The organism is Pseudomonas sp. SCPG-7, from assembly GCF_002156405.1.
GTDB lineage: Bacteria > Pseudomonadota > Gammaproteobacteria > Pseudomonadales > Pseudomonadaceae > Aquipseudomonas > Aquipseudomonas parakoreensis.
Genome location: NZ_MVOO01000001.1, coordinates 467793 through 487328, shown reverse-complemented (window position 1 = coordinate 487328; position 19536 = coordinate 467793). Strand labels below are relative to the sequence as shown.

Sequence of the window (19536 nt, the reverse complement as noted above, 5' to 3'; positions counted from 1 at the left end):
TGCCGCTTGTGCGGTAACTATGTACCACCCGCGTCATCTGGCCGGTCATTAGTCTCGAGTCTCAATTTACCGGTGCACCGGACGGTGCCCTGAACGAGACCCGATGATGCCTGCTCCCCTGCCTCCCCTGCTGTTCCTGTCCTTTCTCGACTCCCCCGGATTGTGGCGTGAACTCGGCAATGTCCATCACTTGTCCATCGCTGACTTCCATTGGCTGAACCACGTGCAACTGGCCACCCATGCATTGCGCAGTCAGCAAATCCCGCCCATGCTTGCCCATCGAATCCTGCTCAACACCGACGATACGCCTGCAGTGCCTCTGGCCGGCAGCTTCATACTCAGTGCCACCCCCGAGGATCGCGGCGTCATGTTGTACACCCCCTTCGACGGGCTGAAAAAACATGCCAGCCTCGCCAGCCTGACCGCACACCTGGAAGAGCGCCTGAACCGTGTCACCGAAGATGACCGGCTGCTGGCGTTGCTCGCCCTGTCACAGCGCAAACGGCTGGTTGAGCGACGCGCTGTCAGCGTGTCCTACCAGCTTGTCGAGGGCGATATCTTCGAAGATCAACGCGCTGCCATCGAACACTGCTTGCGACTCAACGCTCAGGCAATGCTCGATGAATTGATGCAACTGCCCGAACTAGACAGCCTGCTCCAGAGCATACTGGACGTACTCCTGACGCCGACCATGCGTGGCGTCGACCAGACCCGCACACGCGCGAACCATTACACAGCCGCCGCAGCAAGCGGTCCGGCATCGGCCGACCGTCCTTCACGGAGTGGGTTTGAAGCGCTGTCACTTGGCGATGCGCTGCTGTTGCACTATCGCCACACCGGCTGGCCGATTGGCCAGACCCATGAGTTTTCGCACCCGGACCGGACAGTCCAGGCCAGTGATCAGCAACACTGGGAAACAGCCATCACCACGGCTTCGGGCAAACTGCTGGTATTGCTGTATCAGCAAATGGAGCGCTATTGGAATGGGCCCAGCGCTGGCGGGGGCCCGCGGCGCAGCGTATTTGCGCAAAGCATTCGACAGCAGGCGCTGGCTGACTTTTTGCTCAAACGCGAAGCTGGCATTATCGAGCAGCACACCTTCGACAGCCTGCTGACCTCGTTGGGTTTCAGCGACGGTCCGGCACGCCGCGCGACGCTGGAAACCGTGCGCTTGTGGGAGCATCAGGCAAACTTCGTGGAGCTGGCCGGCGCGCTGATGATCAGCCATTCCGACAGTTGCCTGTATACCCCGACCCACGGCTTGCAGGTGCTCAGGGATTACGAAGATCTCAAAGCCATGCTGCTCAGCAAATTTGCCAGCACCGGGCACGAAGACGAACTCTACGGCCTGTTGAATCTCGATGAGCGGCAACGCTTCCTCGGTTTCGACAAGCCGCAGGTTTCCGGCCAATCGATTGCCGGAGATGTTTTCAGCGTGCTGCTCGAGTTGATCATCACCAAGCAGCGACAGAACATCGACTATGCCCTGCAGTGGTATCGGCACAGCGACGGCGCCGTGGATATTCGCGCGCTGTTCGACAAGGCCCTGGACATCCGTTCGATGCTCCACGAGCGGCTTGAGACCCTGGATGCCCACGGGCGCTGGAGCACCCGGCCAATGCTCACCGGCAACCAATTACCTTCAAGGGTGCTGGCGGACACCGCCGCGGGCGAAGTGCGCAAGTTCGGCAGCATCATGCCCACCCTCGCCGCCGACTTCGCCGCCCAACCGCTGACCGTCACGGCGCTGCAGCGCACCTACCTGCAAGGAATCGCCGCGAAGCTGGCGCACGCCCTGTCTGTCGGCATCACAGGTGAAGCACGGTTGAGAGTCCTGAACGGGACGCTGAGTCGCCATGAGCAAGCGCTGGTCGACACCGTGTTCAATCCGGATCAACCGGATCGCAGCCGCCGCAGGGCACTCAACGGGTTTCAGCCGGATGCCTGGTCATTGACGTTGCAGGTCGCCGGGCAAAGCGAAATGCTGCCGCTGGCCAACTGCGTCCTGCTCACGGAACGCGGTGGCCGCGATACGCAGCACTCAGGACGCGCGATGGTGTGGACACCAGCCCTGGGCCTGGAAGTCTTCCGCTCGATCGAGCATGCCAGACAGGTTTTGGACCAGCGACTGGCGGATCCGCAAAAACGCCTGACGCTGTTGGAAAACCTTTCCCCCCGGCACCAAGGGTTCCATCAACGCTACACGCTGGGACAGTGGCAGCTGATCAGCCGCAGTGTCCTGCTGGATCGGACCGAGTCGGCGATCGAACATTTTCTCCAGCGCTGTGAACAGGTACGGGGCCGTCAATGGCCAAAGCCGCGGGAAACTCAAATCCTCAGGACGCTGAGTGAGCAAGTCGTAGAGACCAATCTGCAGCGCGCCACCGCTCTGGCGCGGGCGATCGGCAAACAGCATTCGTTGCCTGCCTGGCTGGGCATGGCCACACTTGAAGCGCAGCAGTTGCATCTGGAGCTGCTGGAACAGTGGCGCCACAGCGTCATTGACGATCAGGATTATCTCCACGCCCTGCCAACCGTGCGTGACTACATCAGGCAGACCCTTCAAACGCTGTTGAGAACCCGCTTGCAGAGGCAGGATCTCGACCCCGACCAGATCACCATCACCCCGGCACAGACGCTGATCGGGCCTGCGATGTGCCTGACCGATTTCGCCTTGAACCATGCACATCTCGCACAGAGCACGGCATTCACCCTCAGCTCGGGTACCGACCGGGCGCTGCCGACAGGGCTTGACCAGCAAGCCGTCAGGAGCCTGCTGCTGTCCCTGAACGTAGCAACGACGTTTGCCGATAAAATCATCTCGGCGTTGTCCGCCAGTGACGTCGCCGCGGCACAACGCAAACAGCGTTTCCTCCACCAGCTGCCGTGGCAGTTGCTGCAGCATGCCCATCAGTTACAACTGCAACAGCGCTTGTCGCCGAAGGCCTTCGGCTTGATTGCTCAGGTGTTCGACATGCCCGACGCCGTGGCCCGCGCGACCGTGCAAGGGGCCGATGCCATTGCCCGGCCGCTGGCGCTGATCAAGACCGCCGGGGCTGCAGCGGTCAAGGCGTTGGGCCTGTACTTGATCGGACCCGCAGGAAAACCCGGTCCCCAAGTGTTGTATGCGCCCTACCATGGTGAATACGCATTCAGTGAATTCGAGGATGAGGCGTCAGTCATCGCCGCGCTGAATACGCCGGGCTCACTGCAGGACTTGTTGCTGCGCCGCTTGCCGGAAACTCAACGTTCGATCTTCAGCGCGTTGTTCAACGCAAGCAGCGGCCAGGCGAGCGAGATGACCCTGGCCACCACCCCGGTCAACGGTAACTGGTTGCTGCAGTTGTTCGACGATAACCTGGCCTTGCTGCCACGCTTGCTGAGCGGCCATTCAATGCCGTCGGCGCAGACGGACTGGGACGCCGCAAAGCACCTGTTCAGTTCAGGCATCCAGTTGGTCCGGGGCGTGCTGCCGGGCAAACTCGCCTGTGCGCAGTTTCTCTGGCAAAGCTACAAGGATTTCAAGGGCTCGGCCGAAGCGTTGCAGGATCACCACTGGAAACGTGCACTGGAAACCTTTACCGCCGGCGCAGCGGAAATGATCAGCCTCGGGCGGCTGGCTCTGGAGTCACGTCTGGAATCTCAAGAGGCGGTGCCGCCGCAGCCAACCGCGCCGAGCGCCCCCGTCCTTGCGCAGATCAAGCCGACCGATCCGCAGCGCACCGCGTTGCAGGCATTCGAAACCTCGAAGATCGCCCTCAAGGATCTGACCCATAATGCTGCCGAGGGCACGTATCAGGACCTGAAAACCAAAGCGACCTACGCCCCCATTGCCGGCAAAGTCTATCCCGTGGAGCGGCCGGGAGTCGTCTGGCAAATCAAGGGCGCCGGCCAGCCCGGTTCAGTGTTGCAGCACACCGCTACGCGGCAGCTGGTGCTGGATCCGGATCGCCATACCGTGCATTTCGGCAAGGCCTTGTCGAAGATGGTCAACCATTACACCACCCATCGCCAGGCCCGGTACATGCTGAATATCGAAGCGCAAGGCATGGAAGAAATCCGCGCCCGCCATCCGGAAAAAGCACTCATGTTGATCGAGGCAATTGATCTGGCCCGGCATTACGCGTTCAACAGCCTGCACAATCTTGTTCAGTTAAGAAACGATGTGCCGGGCACCCGCCTCGATACTTTTCTCAAGTCGTTTTTTGACGTGCAACGGATTGATGCCGACATGCTCCACAAGTTGAAGCTGTCCATCGTGCCGATCTGTAATGCATTGGTCGATCCAACAGAAGACCTGTTGAATACTCGTCGCTTTGTGGTCGGCTCGAACAGACAGCCCGACTCGGGTGTAATCGCCTTTGTACTGGATGGCGATTTACTCAAGAAAGTCCATTTCACCGAAAAATTCTTCAATCAAGAACTGGAGTGGTACAACACCGGGCTGACCGAGCCCTTCAATGTCGAAGGGCATGCACGGGCCGCGACGCTCATCCACGAGTTTTCCCATCAGTTCAGCAAGACCGTAGATATTGCCTCGCTGGAAGCGCGGCGCCCGTTTGCTGATCTGATTGCTACGGTGACCGGTTACGGAGCTTCCCGCAAACAGTTGCAGACACGTTTTCAACGCGAAGCTCTGTCACTGTCTACCCCCCGTGAAGAGCTGTTCTCGCGCTGGAGCCATGAACTTCAGGAGTGGCTGGATATCGACATGATTGAAGGCATGAATCATGTACGCAAGGAAATTCTCAAGACCACGCGTACCACGAATCTGGATGACGCGCGGACGGCTTTTCTCAACCCTTCCAACCCGACTCCACGCATCGACACGATATTGCGCAATGCCGATTCGATCGCCTTTCTGATCTGTGAAATGGGCCGCCAGCTGGATCCAGTAACCCAACCTCACGGAGGGCTCAACTGAGGTAAAAAAAATGCGCAGGCGGTTGGCCTGCGCATTGTTTATCGCGGGGTAAGGTCAGTCTTTCTGGTCGCGCAATACATTGCCCGAGGCACCATCGATACGGAATTCATACACCGAACCATCGGCCTTGCGTCCCTCACCTTTCCAGTAGCCGTCATTGTCGGCCTCGATTTCATAGACTTCGACGTAACCGGCCTTGGTTTTCACGATCTCGATAGCCTTTTCGATGGTGACCCAGCCCGCACCGGGACGGTCAGCCATGGCAGCACCGGCACTGAACAAGGCGGCGGTGGCGATTGCAGCGGCCAAGGTTTTTTTGATCATTTTTTCACTCCATTTGTGGATGATGTTCGTCTAACGTCCTGTTTTTGGGCGCCACACGGAAAAATAAGTTCCACTTTGCTGGGCAATTGCCATGACGGATGTTCTCGGCACCCGACCCGCAAGGTTAGAATGCAGCAAATCAGGACGAGTCAATGACCCAAGAATCCCTCTCGGAAGCCGAATATGATGCAATCACCGATGCCGCCGCGCACTGGTGCATGCGTCTGCACGCCGCAGACTGCTCCACCGAGGAGCGTCTGGCTTTCGAGCAATGGCGCGATGCGCATCCGCTGCATGCGTTCGAATATGACGCCATGCTGGAAATCTGGGACGTTGCCGAGCACTTGCCCCGTCCGCAGGCGCTGCCGAATGTACCGCTGAATAAAGCGGTTCCCGCCTGGCGTCGCTATGCAATTGCGGCGAGCGTGTGCGCACTGGCCTTGCCACTGGCCGCGTACAGTGGCTGGAATCTGGGCTGGTTGCCCAACAGCTATCAGCACTTCGAAGCCACCGACAATGTCCGTCAAGTTACCTTGAACGATGGCAGTCAAGTCGAACTCAACCTCAACACCGAGCTGACTTTCAGCAATTACAAGGACGAACGCCGAGTCACCCTGAAAAAAGGCGAGGCGTTTTTCGAAGTCAGTCATGACCTCTCCCACCCGTTCGTGGTCAGGGCCGGCGAAGGCAAGATCCGCGTGACTGGCACCCGCTTCAATGTCTGGCTCTACGAAGATCAGGTGCGGGTCAATCTGATCGAAGGCTCGGTGCTGGTAACCAGCAACGCCGCACTGCCCGGCGACGGTCTGCGCCTTGGGCCCGCCATGCAGGCGCAGTACCGGCATGGCGATTACATGCCACAGATCAGTCAGACCTACGCCAACGACAACGCTCTGGCCTGGCGCAGTGGCAAACTGGTGCTCGACAACCTGGCACTGAATGAGGCCTTGCCGCTGATCAATCGCTATCTGAGCAAACCGTTGAAACTGGCTGACGCCAGTACCGGTGCCATCCGTGTCGGCGGTGTCTACAACGTCAAAGAACTCGGCGGCCTCGTCAACACCCTGCCCAAAGTGTTGCCGGTCTACCTGACCCGTAATACCGAGGGTGATCCGGTAATCAATTCGATGCCGCGGCAGCCGCCGAAGACCTGAAACCCGACACCACCTGCCAGGGTGAACCCAGCGCAATAAAAAGCCGCTGTCCCCATTCAGGGGGCAGCGGCTTTTTCGTTCAGGCTGACTTACTGCGCAACCACCTCAGCGCTCTTGCCCGCGACTTCGCGAACAGTCTGCAGTTGATACTGCGGATCGGCAGCAATCTGCTGCTCAGTGAACGGCAACACGCTCCACTGCTTTTTCGAAAACGCCTGGGTCTGATCCCGGGAATATTTCGACTCGGGGTCGCTCGACAGCGAGAACGCCAGCAGCCCCTGAGCATGCGGACCGTTGTCGTCAAAGCTCACCACTTGCAGATAACTGGTACCGCTGATCACTTCGAGTTTGCCGTCTTCACGCGGCACGCTCTGGATCGCGTTGTAGATTCCCAGCGTCCCGGGCCCGCCGTGGATCGCAGTTTGTCGAGCGCCGCTGCTCACCACCTGAATATCGCCCCAGCGGGTTTCAGGCTTGAGACCCATTTTCTGCGCAGTGGCAGCCGACGCCAGCAGCGCTTCACGCAGTTCCTTGCTCACGGCCGGTTGCTCGATCGCCAACCCGCGTGGCGTATGTTGCGGGTCTTTTGGATCGAACGGCACCCGCCAGACATCCGGCGACGCTTGCAACGCCTGCATGATGTTCTGGAAGTGCACCAGACCAATGCCCGAATCCAGATTCGCCCGGCCATCCCAGCCCTTGAGGCTGACGCAAACCGGCTTCAACGCGGCCGCGTCCGCCCCCAGATCCGCAGCGCAGAACTTCAACAGATCGGGCAGCACCTGGGTTGCCAGATAGACGTTGTCGTCCATCACCATCTGCTGCAGATCCTTGACCGCCAGCGGCCCCTTTTTGCCCAGCGCACTCAGACGCTCCAGCGCAAATCGTGATCGCAGCCCCAGTGGTTGGCCTTCCTGACTGATCAGTGGCGAGAACCCGGTCAGCGGTTGTGCCGGGTTGGCCAGCCACGCGGAATCGTTGGAGTGCTGAACGAAGTCCTTGCGCAACAGTTGCGGCAGCTGGTTGGCGGCATAGATGCCCTTCTGCGCCGCTTGCGGATCGGTATCCCAGGCGCAAGCGCTGTTGGAACCGTCGAGCACAATCATCTGCAAGCCGATGCGTGGGTCGCTGCACTTGGCCAGTTTGTCGGCGCTGACGTTCGGCACCACCGACAGGTTCATGTACAGCGTTTGCCCCTTGTCATCCACGGCCAGCGTGTTGACCCACGGGATGCCCTGGATCTTGTGCACTGAATCCTGCAGAGCCTTGAGGCTTGATGCCTGGTTCATCGCGTACCACTGCGTCAGCACGCGATCATTGTCCAGATTGGCGTCGCGCAGGCTGTAAGCGTACTGATGATCCCAGTCGAGTTTGCCCGGCCACTGTACGATCGGGCCGAACTGCGAGTTGTAGACATCGCGCGAAACCGGCACCACTTGGCCATCCACCTGTTTGACCTGCACGGTAACGGTCTGCTTGTTCAGCGGCAACGATTTACCATCGAGCAGGTAGCGGGTCGGGTCTTTCGGGTCGAGTTGCAGGCGATACAAAGTGAAGTGTTTGGATGAATCGACCGTGTGGGTCCAGGCCAGATGCTGGTTGAAACCGATGTTGATCATCGGCAGCCCCGGCAAGGCGGCGCCCATGACGTCGAGTTTGCCGGGGATGGTCAGGTGCATCTGGTAAAAGCGCATGCCGCCGACCCACGGGAAATGTGGGTTGGCCAGCAACATGCCGCGTCCGTTGAATGAGCGTTCACTGCCAACCGCCACGGCGTTGCTGCCGCGATCCAGAGCGAAGCGCTGCAGGCGCGCGTCCGCCAACTGATAGGCCTGCGCCTTGCTGTCGAACTGCGCCGTGGCCTGCGGCGGGGTCGCGCCCGCCAGGGCTTCGGCGAACTGCCCGACACCGCCCTCGACCAACAAGCGCCGAGTGAGCTTCACCAGATCTTCGGCAGCGATATCGCGCACCCACTCGCCCTGGCACTGTTGCGGCAGACCTTGCTCGCGGCGTTCGGCCAAATAGCGGTTGTAGCCGGCGGCATAGCCTTCCACCAGATCGTGCACCTGCGCCGGTTGCGCGTCCCAGAAGGCTTTCACCGCTTCGGAGGTGTTGAGCCAAGTGAAGAACAGGTCGCTGACGCGATTCTCGCGTTGTTCGACAGTGAACTGCTCCGGCCCGAAATAGCGCGAGCGCTGACCGTTGACCGTGACAATCTCGTTGGCCAGCAAGCACAGGTTGTCCTGCGCGTAGGCGTAACCGATGCCGAAACCCAGCCCGCGCTCGTTCTCGGCACGGATGTGCGGTACGCCAAACGCGGTGCGGCGGATATCGGCACTGGCTGGCGTGGCGGGACTGAATGCATGGGCCGACAGACTGAGCCCGAGAAACGCGCTGGCGAGGGCCAGCCCGGTTAACTGCCTGGAAATAATCACACTCGCTCCTGATCGATAGGACACGGTTCGACGCGTGCTTTGCGCAAGGTCCGAACTCGGTCTGAAGTTGACGCCTGCGCCTGGGCGCAAGGTGGCTGTTCAGAAAACGAATGCAGCAAAAAAATATTTAGCCCGTTTGCCCAAGTGACAAACCGCCGATGACGGGAAAACAACGAATAACCGACAAAATTTCTACATATTTCCTTTCATGATTTGTCGTGCTGAAACGTCTTGTTTACTGAGAGCAGCCAAAACGTTTCCTGAACAGGCTCTGCAAAGGAGTAACCCATGTACAACTCGCAACTACCAACGGACGGTAGCCAGGCGTCACAAGGAGCTTCCATGAGTCCCCGCGCGAGCAGTTTCGCACCCAGCCCCAGCCCCGAGCGCCAGGGCAATGAGCGCATTCGCCTGCTGCTCAAAAGCTTCGGCCTGCGCACCAGCCTGATTCGCCTGAAGGTCATCGACGCGCTGTTGGTCGCCGCGCAAAACGATCGACGCCTGGGCGTACGCGGTGTGCACAGCCAATTGCTGGACCTGGATATTCCGTTGTCCTTTCTCAGCGTGCGCGAAGTGTTGAAGCGTCTGTGTGCCGAAGGTGTGGTCACCTTCAACCCGGACAAGAGTTACAGCCTGCATCCACAGGCTGCTGCCGTGCTCAATCACGATTGAAGCGTCCCGCGATCGCCGTCAGGGTTTGACCTTGCGGCGCATCACCCCGTTGATCACCACCACGACCACCGCCACACCGATGGCGATGTACTGGAACGTCTTCTCGCTGATCATCCCGGCATTTTGCAGCCACGACAGGCCGAGCATGATCGCCAGCACCGACAGCGCGATCAGTATCGAATATTTCAAACGTTGCTTCTGGGTCATTGCGGGTTCCTGAACCTTTCAAATGTATCCGGTTTGTATCCGGTTGCATGCCATGCACATACCGTGTTGCGGGGATGGGCTTTGATAAACGCGGTCTCATGTTACAGCCGATGAAGAGTTTTGGCTTCATGACGGCGTAACCATGAGGATTTTTGAAATGTTCCGTCGAATCACCTGGCTGATTCCCGTCCTTGCCGTACTGACCTTGAGCGGCTGTATCATTTTCCCCCACGGCGGCTGGCATGACGACCACCATCGGTACCAGGAAGGTCCCGGTTATTACCAACATCGATAGGCGATGACTCCCCGCATAAACGTTAAAAACTGTGTTCCCGGAACGACCGCGCCTGCTGAATAGCAGGCGCTTTCTGCCTTTAATGTGACCTGCGCGTGTAAGACGCTGAACAAGCTTTTGTAAGACTCTTCGAGCTGCAACGTTTTGCGCTTTTTTGATATTTCTGCTCATACCTTCCTGGTGTAAATCCCCCTCCCCACCACCCTACCCTCTGCGCTCCTGATGCCCAACCACGAGCACACCCGCGCATGCAACGAACACTTATCGATATCAGCCCCGGACAGGCCCTCGGCTTCTGTCTGGCCGTCTCCCTGTTTGAACTGCTGACCTACATGGCCAGCGACCTGATCATGCCGGCAATGCTGGCCGTTACCCTGGAATTCGAAGCAGACACGCAGCATGTTCCCTACGCATTCAATCTGTACCTGATCGGTGGTGTCTGCCTGCAATGGCTGATGGGGCCACTCTCCGACCGATTTGGCCGGCGGCGGCTGCTGTTGAGCGGGTGCCTGTTGTTCGGCGTGGCCTGTGCCGCGACCTTTGGCACCAGCAGCATTGAGGCGTTCAACCTGCTGCGGCTGATGCAGGGGATGGGCCTGGGCTTCGTCGTGGCCGTCAGTTATCCGGCCCTGCAGGAAGTTTTCCGTGAAGCGGATGCCGTGCGCCTGATGGCGTTGTTGGGCAATGTGGCATTGCTGTCGCCGCTGCTCGGGCCATTGCTTGGCAGCCTGCTGCTCGAATGGCTGAGCTGGCGGACGCTGTTTCTCGGCCTGGGCCTGGCGGCGGCTGTTGCCTGGCTGGGGCTGTATGTCTGCATGCCCGAGACCATCGGCGTCATGCGCAACGACGGCCAACAACAGGCACCCGTTGCGTTCAACGCACGGCAAGTTGGGCAGCGCTATCTGACGTTGCTCGGCAACCGCCACTTCCTGTACGCCAGCCTCGCACTGGGCTTGATGAGCCTGCCCCTGATTGCCTGGATCGGGCTGTCGCCGCTGCTGCTGATGCAGTTGCTGGGCCTGTCCTCGCGCGAATACGGGCTGTGGCAAATCCCGATCTTCGGCGCCGTGATTGTCGGCAATCTGATCCTTGATCGTTTGCTCGCCAGCCACTCGTTGACCCGGGTCATTCGCATTGCGCTATGGCCACTGTGCCTGGGCCTGATCGCATTGATCGGCACCGCCCTGTCCAGCGCTGCGCTGCCGCTGTTGATTGCCAGCCTGTCGTTGTATGCCATTGGCTTGGGCATGAGCAATGCGGCGCTGTACCGGTTGGCACTTTTCGCCAGCGATGACAGCAAGGGCCTGGTTTCCGCGACGATCGGCATGCTCTCGATTGTCGTAATGGGCACGGGCGGTTCGCTGATCGCCGCTGTTGGCGGTGCCGACAGTCTCGAGGGTTTCGCCCTGTGCGCGGCACTCGCTGGTTTGCTGTGCCTGCCGCTGATCCAGCGTTTTGTGCACCTGTCGAAGCCACTCAACCTTGCACCGGCTACACCTGAGGAGGCCCGCTAATGCACCTTTTCCCTCACAGTGACGCACTCTGTGCATCCACGGCCGCCTACTGTGCGGACTTGTTGGCGCCCGGTCTGTTTGATCGGGCCATGCTCGAAATCACCCGTTTTCACATCGAACAGACCCCAGGTTATGAGCACTGGTTGAACGCCAATGGCATTGCAGCCAAAGACCTCGAGACCCTGGAGGACTGGTCGCACCTGCCACCGATTTTTGCCAATTTCTTCAAACAGCATTTGCTGCTCAGCCCCACTGGCGAGGACGCACTGGAACTGACGTCCTCCGGCACCAGCGGGCAGAAGAGCCGCATGCGTTATGACGCGCGCAGCCTGGGTGCGGCGCAGTACATGGTCGAGCGGATCTTTGCGCAGTACGGCTGGATTACACCGCATACGCCCTGCAATTACCTGTTGCTGAGCTACGAACCCCAGGCGCGAATCACCTTGGGCACATCGTTCACCGATCAGTTTCTGTGTGGCTTCGCCCCCGTCAATCGGGTGGTGTATGCGCTACGGGCCGACGGTGACGGTCATCGGTTCGATCTGTTCGGCGTGATTACGGCCCTGCAAGCGTTTGCTGAAGAAGGTTTGCCGGTGCGCATCTTCGGTTTCCCGGCTTTTCTGTGGGAAACCCTGCAACGCATGCGCGCCACCGGCGCGACGGATCTGCAACTGCCGGCCGGGTCGCTGGCGTTCTTTGGTGGCGGCTGGAAAACCCGTGCCGCCGAAGAAGTCCCCAAGCAACAGTTGTACGCACGGATCCAGCAGCAATTGGGCATGGATGCCAAAGACTGTCGCGATGGCTACGGCGCCGTCGAGCACGCGGTGCCTTACATCGAGTGTGCCCACCACCATTTTCATGTACCGGTCTATTCGAAAGTGTACGTACGCAGCCCCGTGGACTTTTCGGTCCTGCCCTATGGGCAGTGCGGTCTGCTCAGTCTGGTCTCGCCTTACATCTCGTCAAGTCCCGCCCACGCGGTGGTCATGAGCGACCTCGCCACGCTGTATCCCGCTGCAAGTTGCGGTTGTGGTCTGGCGAGCGACTGGTTCCAGTTGCATGGCCGCGCCGGCACGACGGCCGCGAGGAGCTGCGCCATGGCCGCTTCCGAATTCCTGGGGAAACACTGATATGTACTTGATCAACGGAAAACTGCGCTGCGACTGCGATCTCGACAGTGCGCTGCAACAACTTTACCCGCAACTGCCAAATCGGCTGCAGACACCCCTTGAGACCTCCACTTTACTGACCGCTGCGCGGGCGTTCGCCGAACGCCTGCAGCATCAACCTCTGGAGCTGTCACTCGACACCAGCCAACGCCAGGCCCTGATCGACTTCTGCCAGCCTGCGACGCTGCAGGCCAAGCTTGATCGTGAGCTGGGCCTGCAACCCGACTCCCTGCGCCGCATCGACTATCGGCAGTCGCGTTTCGAGCGCTGGAGCCCTCTGGGACTGGTGGTTCACATCACGCCGGCCAACGCGCCGTTGCTGGCGTTCTGCGCAATGCTGGAGGGTCTGTTGAGCGGCAACGTCAACTGGCTGCGGCCCAGCAGCAGCGACGGCGGACTCACTGCGCGCCTGCTCCAGAAGTTGCTGGAATGTGACCCGAGCGGGCAACTCGATGGATACGTCGCGGTGTTGCCGACAACGACCGGACAAATCGGTCAGCTGTGCAAACACGCCAACGGTGTCTCCGCCTGGGGCGGCGAAACCGCGCTGCAAGCCATCCGACTGCAGATCCCGCCAGGCTGTCGCTGGATCGACTGGGGTCACCGCATCAGCTTCGCCTACCTGACCCCGGATGCGGCATCACCCGCCGTCCTCGATGCCATTGCCGATGAAGTCTGCCGCCTCGATCAGCAAGCCTGCTCCAGCCCGCAATGGTTGCTGGTCGACAGCGACGATGCGAGCGTATTGAACGATATCGGGGCGCAACTGGCTGCCGCGTTCGAGCGTCGCACCGGGCACTGGCCGGCGCTCACCCCGACGCTCGAAGAAGCCTCACAAATCACCACCAGTGCGGCGATGGCGCGGCTGGCGCAGAGTTTTGGCGGGCAAAGCGGCCGGGTCTGGAATACGCCGCACTGGCGGGTGATCTGGAGCCATGACCGTCAGCTCGAACCTTCTGCGCTGTTTCGCAGCCTGCTGCTCAAACCCCTGCCCCGCGAACTGCTCGGCGCTACGTTGTTGCCGTGGCGCAACGTACTGCAGAGCTGTGCCTTGCTGTGTCCTGAGGTGCAAATCGCCGAACTGGCGCAGACGCTGATCGCCGCCGGTGTGACCCGCATCGCCCCGATTGAAGCCATCCACGACGGCTACGACGGCGAACCCCATGACGGTGTTTACGCCCTGCAGCGCCTGAGCCGTCGCGTGTCGGTCAGCCTGCCGCCGGACGCGCTGGCGGGTCGTGCCACGCTTGACCGCCAGCCTCCTGAGCCAGCGCTATCAGGGGTTTCGATCATGGACAAGGCGACATTTGCAAGTCAGCCACCGAATGCCAAGGCACAACTGTACTTTCGGTCCGGCGGCAGCAGCGGTACGCCCACACTTTCCGCTTTCAGTTACCACGATTTCCAGCTTCAGATGCGTGCCACCGCCGACGGTCTGCTCGCCGCCGGCCTCGATCCGGCGCAAGACAACGTCATGAACCTGTTCTTCAGCGGCGGGCTGTACGGTGGGTTTTCAAGTTTTGCCAAGGCGCTGGAACAACTGGAGGCCCGACACTGGCCGATGGGCGCTCCAGCGGATGACGATTACCGGGAGATCGCGCAACTGATCGTGCAACAACGGATCACCGTGCTGATCGGCATGCCCAGCACCGTGCACCGGTTGTTTCTCAACGAACAGCAGACACTGCAGCGCTACGGCGCCATCGACAAGGTTTTTCTCGGTGGCGAGCACGTGAGCGCGCCCACCCGCGAGTTGTTGCAAAGCTGCGGAGTCAGGCTGATCCGGTCGGCGATTTACGGCAGTGTCGATGCCGGTCCGCTCGGCCATGCCTGCCAGGCCACGGCAGACGGTGTGTTCCACCTGATGAGCGACATCCAGCACCTGGAAATTGTCCATTTCGATCAGGATGCGCCGGTCGATCACGGTGAGTCGGGGCGTCTGCTGGTGACCTCCCGGGCGCGTCAGGGCCAGTCCGTGCAGCGCTATGACATCGGTGACAGCGGACGCTGGCTATCCGGCCCATGTCCCTGCGGTCTGACCTCACCGCGCTTCGAGCTGCTGCAACGGCACGGCAAATTGCTGCGCATCGGCACTGACTTCATCTCGCTGACAACGCTGGAGCAGCACCTGCAAGCACCGTTTCAACTGATCCTCGACCACGGCCCTGACGGCCGGGAGCGCATGCGACTACGCAGTCCTCTGGAGCCGGCTCAGGCCCACCTTCAGCTGCAGAACTATCAAACGCTGAGCACGCTGGTGCAGACCGGACTGCTAACCGTGGACGTCGAGCAATGCGCCGTTGCGCAATTTGTCCGCAACAAACACAGCGGCAAAACACCGACAGTGGTTGATTCACGCCGCTGAAGATGGGCGCCTGCTGGCGCCCCACCGCTCCTTTGCATATGAAACCACCATGAACACCATCAAAGATTTGAATGCCTTGCTCGATTTTGCCCGCCAACATTCGCCTTATTACCGTGAACACTTCAAGGACGTTGCAGGTCCCCTCAGCAGCTTGAACGAGTTGCCTCTGGTCGATCCCGGGCAGTACTGGCACGGCAGCCAGCCCCTGCAGCAGTGGTCGCCGTTGACCGGCCCGACCGCGGATGCGCTGGTCCTCCAGACCGGGGGGACCACCGGTTCAGGCAAACTGTCGCTGTTCACCCGCGGCGAATGGCAAACCCTGACGCGCGATTTCGGCAACCACCTCACAGCACAACTGAACCCCGGAGACCGAGTCGCCAATCTGTTCTTCGTCGGTGACCTGTATGCAAGCTTCATTTTCGTCCACGATGCCCTGACACATGTCGAGACGCCCGTCAGCGAGTTTCCGTTCGCCGGGGCCGTTGATAGCGCCGTACTGGCCAAATCGATCGTGGCGAACCGGATCAACGTGCTGGCTGGCGTGCCGGCGCAACTGTTGAAATTTGCCGCCTGGCTCGAGCGCCGGTCGCAGGTTCTGGAGGGCGTCGAAACCCTGCTCTACGGTGGCGAGAGCCTGTTCGGCGCACAGCTGCAAGTGCTGCGTCGGGTGCTTCCGAACGCGCGTATCGCCTCCATCGGTTACGCCAGCGTCGATGCCGGATTGATCGGCGTCAGCACTCGCGATTGCGCTCTGGGCGAACACCGAATGCTGGAGCACCACAGCATGCTGGAGATCATCGATGAGGTGAGCGGCGCAGTCATCGAAGAATGCAACCGTAACGGCAAACTGGTCATGACCAATCTGACCCGTCGCCTGATGCCCGTCATCCGCTATCCCGTCGGTGATCTGGCGTGCTGGCGTGAACCGCCCGGCACGCCCATGCGCAAATTCGCACTGATGGGACGCAGCATGAGCAGCCAGCGAGTGCGGGTGGGCGTTTTGAGTCTGGACATTCGTGACATTGGCGAACTGGTGCAAAGCCTCGGTACCAGCGCCGACTGGCAATTGGTCATCGAGCAGCAGGGAAAAAAAGACCTGCTGAGTCTCAGATGGGTACCCGACAGGCACATGACTGATATCGCCCAGGCCAGCGCAAACCTGCGCAGCACGCTGATCGAGCAATATCCGTTGATCGAGAAGCTGCACCGCGAGCAATTGCTCGATCTGCATGTGATCGCCTGCGCCAGCGATGAACTGACGTGTCACCCACGTTCCGGCAAGCATCAGCGGGTTGTGGACCGGCGCGACTATCAGACTCCGTGCGAGCAGCAAGCCTGATGGCCAAGACCCTCCTGCGGCGTTATCGCATCACCGACGCACCGGCAGTCAATGGCCTGTTCGAAGCCATTTACAGCACTCGTTATCCTCAACCGCATGTATATCTGCCGTGCATGATCAATCAGAACCACAGTGACGGGCGCTGGCACTCGCTGGTGGCGGAGGTGAACGGGCAGATTCGCGGGCATGCCACCCTGTTTCGCCGGTCTGGCAGATCCTCACTGGCAGAACTGGCACTGACGGTGGTACATCCGGATGCCCGCGGGCAGAACATCGCCACACGGTTGGGCCGGCAATTGCTGATTCATGCCCAGGCCCTGGATAGCCGGGGCGTCACCATCAAGCAGGTCACGCACCATCCGTACACTCAGCGTATGGCCGCCAGTCTCGGCTTTCACAGCTGCGGTCTGTTGCCGGATTACGCCGCTTCGCCCTTCGAAGGACAGGACCGAGAGACGATCGTTGTCGGCCACTACGACATCGAGGGTTTTCGACGCCCACTGCCCGCGCTGGTCTGGCCAGCGGATTGCGGCGAATTGATGTCGCATCTGGAGGGGGCGTTTGGTACCACCGACAAAGCCGCGCCCTGGAGAGGCCCGAAGGTCCGTGTCGAACATGCCTCGGGGCGCTATGACATCGTGCTCAAGGAGCTCGATGACAACCTGCTCAGGCAACTTGAGCGACTGCCGGTGCAATGGCTGGTTTCGCTCAGGCTCAGGCTCGCCCAGGGTTTTCCCGCCGCAATGGGCCAACTTGCCGATGTAGGTTTCGCTTTCACCGGGATCGTCCCCGATGAGCGTAGCGAAGGCTGGCTGGCGCTGTTTCATCGCGGCTACCAGCCGTCAACGCTGACATTGCACTGTCCGCACATGCAACGCTTGCAGGACCAGGCCCGCCGCGCCGGGGAAATGTACCGAGGCTAAAAAAACGGCCCGCCCACAAAAAAATGGGCGGGCCGTTCTCAAGATTCAGGCCTTGGCTTTGACGCCTTGATCCACCGGTTTCGGCGCGTTGCCTTCACCGTAGGTTTTCAGGTTCTGCAGCACATAGATCGCCTTTTTGAATTCGGGGATCAGGTTCTTGCCGTAAGCGTTGCCATTGAGGCCATTGCTCTGGATCGCGTCGAGCTGGGTCGCGAAATATTCCAGTGCGTTGAATTTGGCATCGACGTCTTTGGTCACGCCGAACCGGTCGAACTTGTCGCCAGCATTGAGCAAGGTGAACGAGGTGATCTCGGAGATCAGCCCGCGGCTGCGCAGGAAAACGCTCAGATTGCCCAGTTGTTTGACCGAAGTGTTCGACGGGTCGAAGCCCTTGATGTTCTTGCGCAGGCCCTGCTTGTCCATTTCCGCGGTATTCAGCGCGTTCGGATCGTTGCCGACCATGGTCAGCATCTGCTGCACCTTGACGCTCTGATTCACCTGCTTTTTCGCGCCCGTATTGCGAACCAGCACCCCTGCCTTGCTTTCCCAACCACCGACAATGCCGATCGTCATGAGAAGACTCCCTGTGAAATAACCATGAAATGTCCTTGGTGACACTTTGAATGACGCGAAGTATCTACCGGCCAACTAGTGGCACCAACCCTTTTAGTGCAGTCGCTTACAATTTCTGTACATTCTCGATACAAATCACCGCAAGCTCACTATCACTGGGCTTCATGGCAGTTTGACGATGGCTGGCGATGCTTTTTCCGTACCGGTTAAACAGGTGGTCAAATCATTTGTATCAGGGTCGATACGCCCCTTCTGTCAGCCAGAAACTTTCTTGCACGAAAGTACCTAAAGCTTCCCCGTTCGCCGACGATACGCTGGTGTGACCCCGCCGTTTTTCCCTCGACCCCACAATAAGAATCGCAGCTCAAGGACCGGTCTCCATGCCCGCATTCCGCACCATTCAGGCTCGCTACACGTTATTTCTGGTTCTGTTCATCCTGCTGCTGTCGGTGCTGACCGTGGTCGGTATCAGCCAATTGGTTGCACCCAAACTGCGGCATACCGAAGAACAGGTGGTGCTCAACCGGATTGCCGAAGTCGCCGAGCAGATTCAGGGCGAACTCAATAAGGTTCAGTCGCAGCAGCGCAGCATCACCCAGACCATTCCGCTGCTCGACAGCGCGGCCATCGACACGGTGTTGCCGGGGTTGGTGGATCAGTACGGCGAACTGAAAGTGTTTGGTGGCGGGATCTGGCCGTTGCCGGGTCAGCGTGAAGCCGGACGTAACAAGTTCAGCACGTTCTGGCACCGCGATGCCTCGGGCAAACTGGCGGTGAACACTTTCTGGAACAGCGACGCGGCGCCGAACTACTACGATCAGAGCTGGTACAAGGGTGGCATGCAGACCCCGCGCGGCCAGTGCGCCTGGGCGGCCGCCTATAAAGACGACGCCAGCGCCGAACCGCGCACCAACTGCGCCATGGCGATCCAGAAAAACGGTGCGGCCTGGGGCGTGTCGACCATCGACGTGACGCTGGGCTTCTTCAACGATCTGGTGGCGCGCAAGGAAAAAGACCTCAACGCTGAAATGCTGATCGTCGAGGCCGACGGCAAGATCATCAGCAACAGCTCGCGCATCAGCGGCCCGATCGTGCTGAAGAACATCAGCGAGCTGGCCGCCGGTTCGACCTTCGCCAGTCAGGTCAAAGCGGGTCTGCAAAACCGTGATCAGGCGCAACGCGTCGAGTTCGACAACAATGGCGAGGCCAGCACGTTCTTCATGCGCCCGATCGAAGGCACGCCGTGGTTCCTCGCCACCGCCCTGCCAACGAAAATGCTCACCGCCCAGCGTGACGACGTGCTCAGCAGCCTGAGCCTGCTGCAGATTCCGCTGGTGATTCTGCTGGTGCTGTTGCAGGTGTATGCGATCCGCCAACTGGTGTCGCGAATGAAGGCGCTCAAGGCCAATATCGATTCGTTGTCCAGCGGCGATGCCGATCTGACCCGGCGCATCACCATCCGCGCCGAAGATGAACTGGGCGCCATCGGCCACTCGGTCAACACCTTTATTGCCTACTTGCAGAACATGATCGGTGAAGTGACGCAGGCCACCGGCGCGATGGCCTCAAGCCTCGACGATCTGCAACGCACGTCGGCCAACACCAGCCAGATTCTGCTGCGCCATGCATCGGAAACCGATCA

Annotated in this window: 12 protein-coding genes and 1 pseudogene; 9 read left to right on the top strand and 4 right to left on the bottom strand. The window is 60.0% G+C overall.

The genetic code is table 11. The annotated features are described in order from the left end of the window. Nucleotides 1-106: 106 nt before the first annotated feature. On the top strand, nucleotides 107-4924 hold the full coding sequence (locus tag B1722_RS02225) for a DUF6543 domain-containing protein (RefSeq protein WP_174376811.1): 4818 nt from the start codon (nucleotides 107-109) through the stop codon (nucleotides 4922-4924). Nucleotides 4925-4978: 54 nt separating this feature from the next. Here the strand turns inward: B1722_RS02225 and B1722_RS02220 are convergent, their stop codons facing one another. After that, nucleotides 4979-5248: a PepSY domain-containing protein gene (locus B1722_RS02220; RefSeq protein WP_007961867.1), complete on the bottom strand. Its 270-nt coding sequence runs from the start codon at nucleotides 5246-5248 to the stop codon at nucleotides 4979-4981. A 152-nt stretch (nucleotides 5249-5400) separates the two neighbouring features. Between B1722_RS02220 and B1722_RS02215 the strand changes: the two genes are divergently transcribed. Beyond that, nucleotides 5401-6402 carry a FecR family protein gene (locus B1722_RS02215; protein WP_086791093.1) on the top strand — a complete coding sequence of 334 codons (1002 nt, stop codon included), beginning with the start codon at nucleotides 5401-5403 and terminating at the stop codon, nucleotides 6400-6402. An 89-nt stretch (nucleotides 6403-6491) separates the two neighbouring features. Here the strand turns inward: B1722_RS02215 and B1722_RS02210 are convergent, their stop codons facing one another. Continuing rightward, nucleotides 6492-8837 carry an acylase gene (locus B1722_RS02210; RefSeq protein WP_086791092.1) on the bottom strand — a complete coding sequence of 782 codons (2346 nt, stop codon included), beginning with the start codon at nucleotides 8835-8837 and terminating at the stop codon, nucleotides 6492-6494. 288 nt (nucleotides 8838-9125) lie between these two features. Here B1722_RS02210 and B1722_RS02205 point away from each other — a divergent pair, with 288 nt between their 5' ends. Next, entirely contained in the window at nucleotides 9126-9509 is a 384-nt protein-coding gene (locus B1722_RS02205) for a fe2+ zn2+ uptake regulation protein (RefSeq protein WP_041067102.1), read from the top strand. Nucleotides 9510-9527: 18 nt separating this feature from the next. Here B1722_RS02205 and B1722_RS02200 read toward each other — a convergent pair whose 3' ends face one another. After that, complete coding sequence (locus tag B1722_RS02200; RefSeq protein WP_041067099.1) at nucleotides 9528-9716, bottom strand: hypothetical protein; 189 nt, start codon at nucleotides 9714-9716, stop codon at nucleotides 9528-9530. Between the two features lie 543 nt (nucleotides 9717-10259). Here B1722_RS02200 and B1722_RS02195 point away from each other — a divergent pair. The 5 genes from B1722_RS02195 to B1722_RS02175 are packed head-to-tail and all read left to right on the top strand — an operon-like array spanning nucleotide 10260 to nucleotide 17321. Then, complete coding sequence (locus tag B1722_RS02195; protein WP_086791091.1) at nucleotides 10260-11525, top strand: MdfA family multidrug efflux MFS transporter; 1266 nt, start codon at nucleotides 10260-10262, stop codon at nucleotides 11523-11525. Next, entirely contained in the window at nucleotides 11525-12655 is a 1131-nt protein-coding gene (locus tag B1722_RS02190) for an acyl-protein synthase (protein ID WP_041067092.1), read from the top strand. The genes B1722_RS02195 and B1722_RS02190 overlap by 1 nt, the downstream gene beginning before the upstream one ends. Nucleotide 12656: 1 nt before the next feature. Then, on the top strand, nucleotides 12657-15059 hold the full coding sequence (locus B1722_RS02185; RefSeq protein WP_086791090.1) for an acyl-CoA reductase: 2403 nt from the start codon (nucleotides 12657-12659) through the stop codon (nucleotides 15057-15059). 49 nt (nucleotides 15060-15108) lie between these two features. Beyond that, on the top strand, nucleotides 15109-16398 hold the full coding sequence (locus tag B1722_RS02180) for a phenylacetate--CoA ligase family protein (RefSeq protein ID WP_086791089.1): 1290 nt from the start codon (nucleotides 15109-15111) through the stop codon (nucleotides 16396-16398). Beyond that, the gene (locus B1722_RS02175) at nucleotides 16398-17321 is read left to right on the top strand and encodes a GNAT family N-acetyltransferase (protein ID WP_041067082.1); all 924 of its coding nucleotides are present in this window, start codon (nucleotides 16398-16400) and stop codon (nucleotides 17319-17321) included. The genes B1722_RS02180 and B1722_RS02175 overlap by 1 nt, the downstream gene beginning before the upstream one ends. 45 nt (nucleotides 17322-17366) lie before the next feature. Here B1722_RS02175 and B1722_RS02170 read toward each other — a convergent pair whose 3' ends face one another. After that, nucleotides 17367-17894 carry a hypothetical protein gene (locus B1722_RS02170; protein WP_041067079.1) on the bottom strand — a complete coding sequence of 176 codons (528 nt, stop codon included), beginning with the start codon at nucleotides 17892-17894 and terminating at the stop codon, nucleotides 17367-17369. Between the two features lie 380 nt (nucleotides 17895-18274). On the opposite strand from B1722_RS02170, the pseudogene B1722_RS30020 reads away from it, so the two are divergent. Further along, nucleotides 18275-19405: pseudogene (locus tag B1722_RS30020) on the top strand (cache and HAMP domain-containing protein); the annotation flags it as partial. Nucleotides 19406-19536 lie beyond the last annotated feature (131 nt).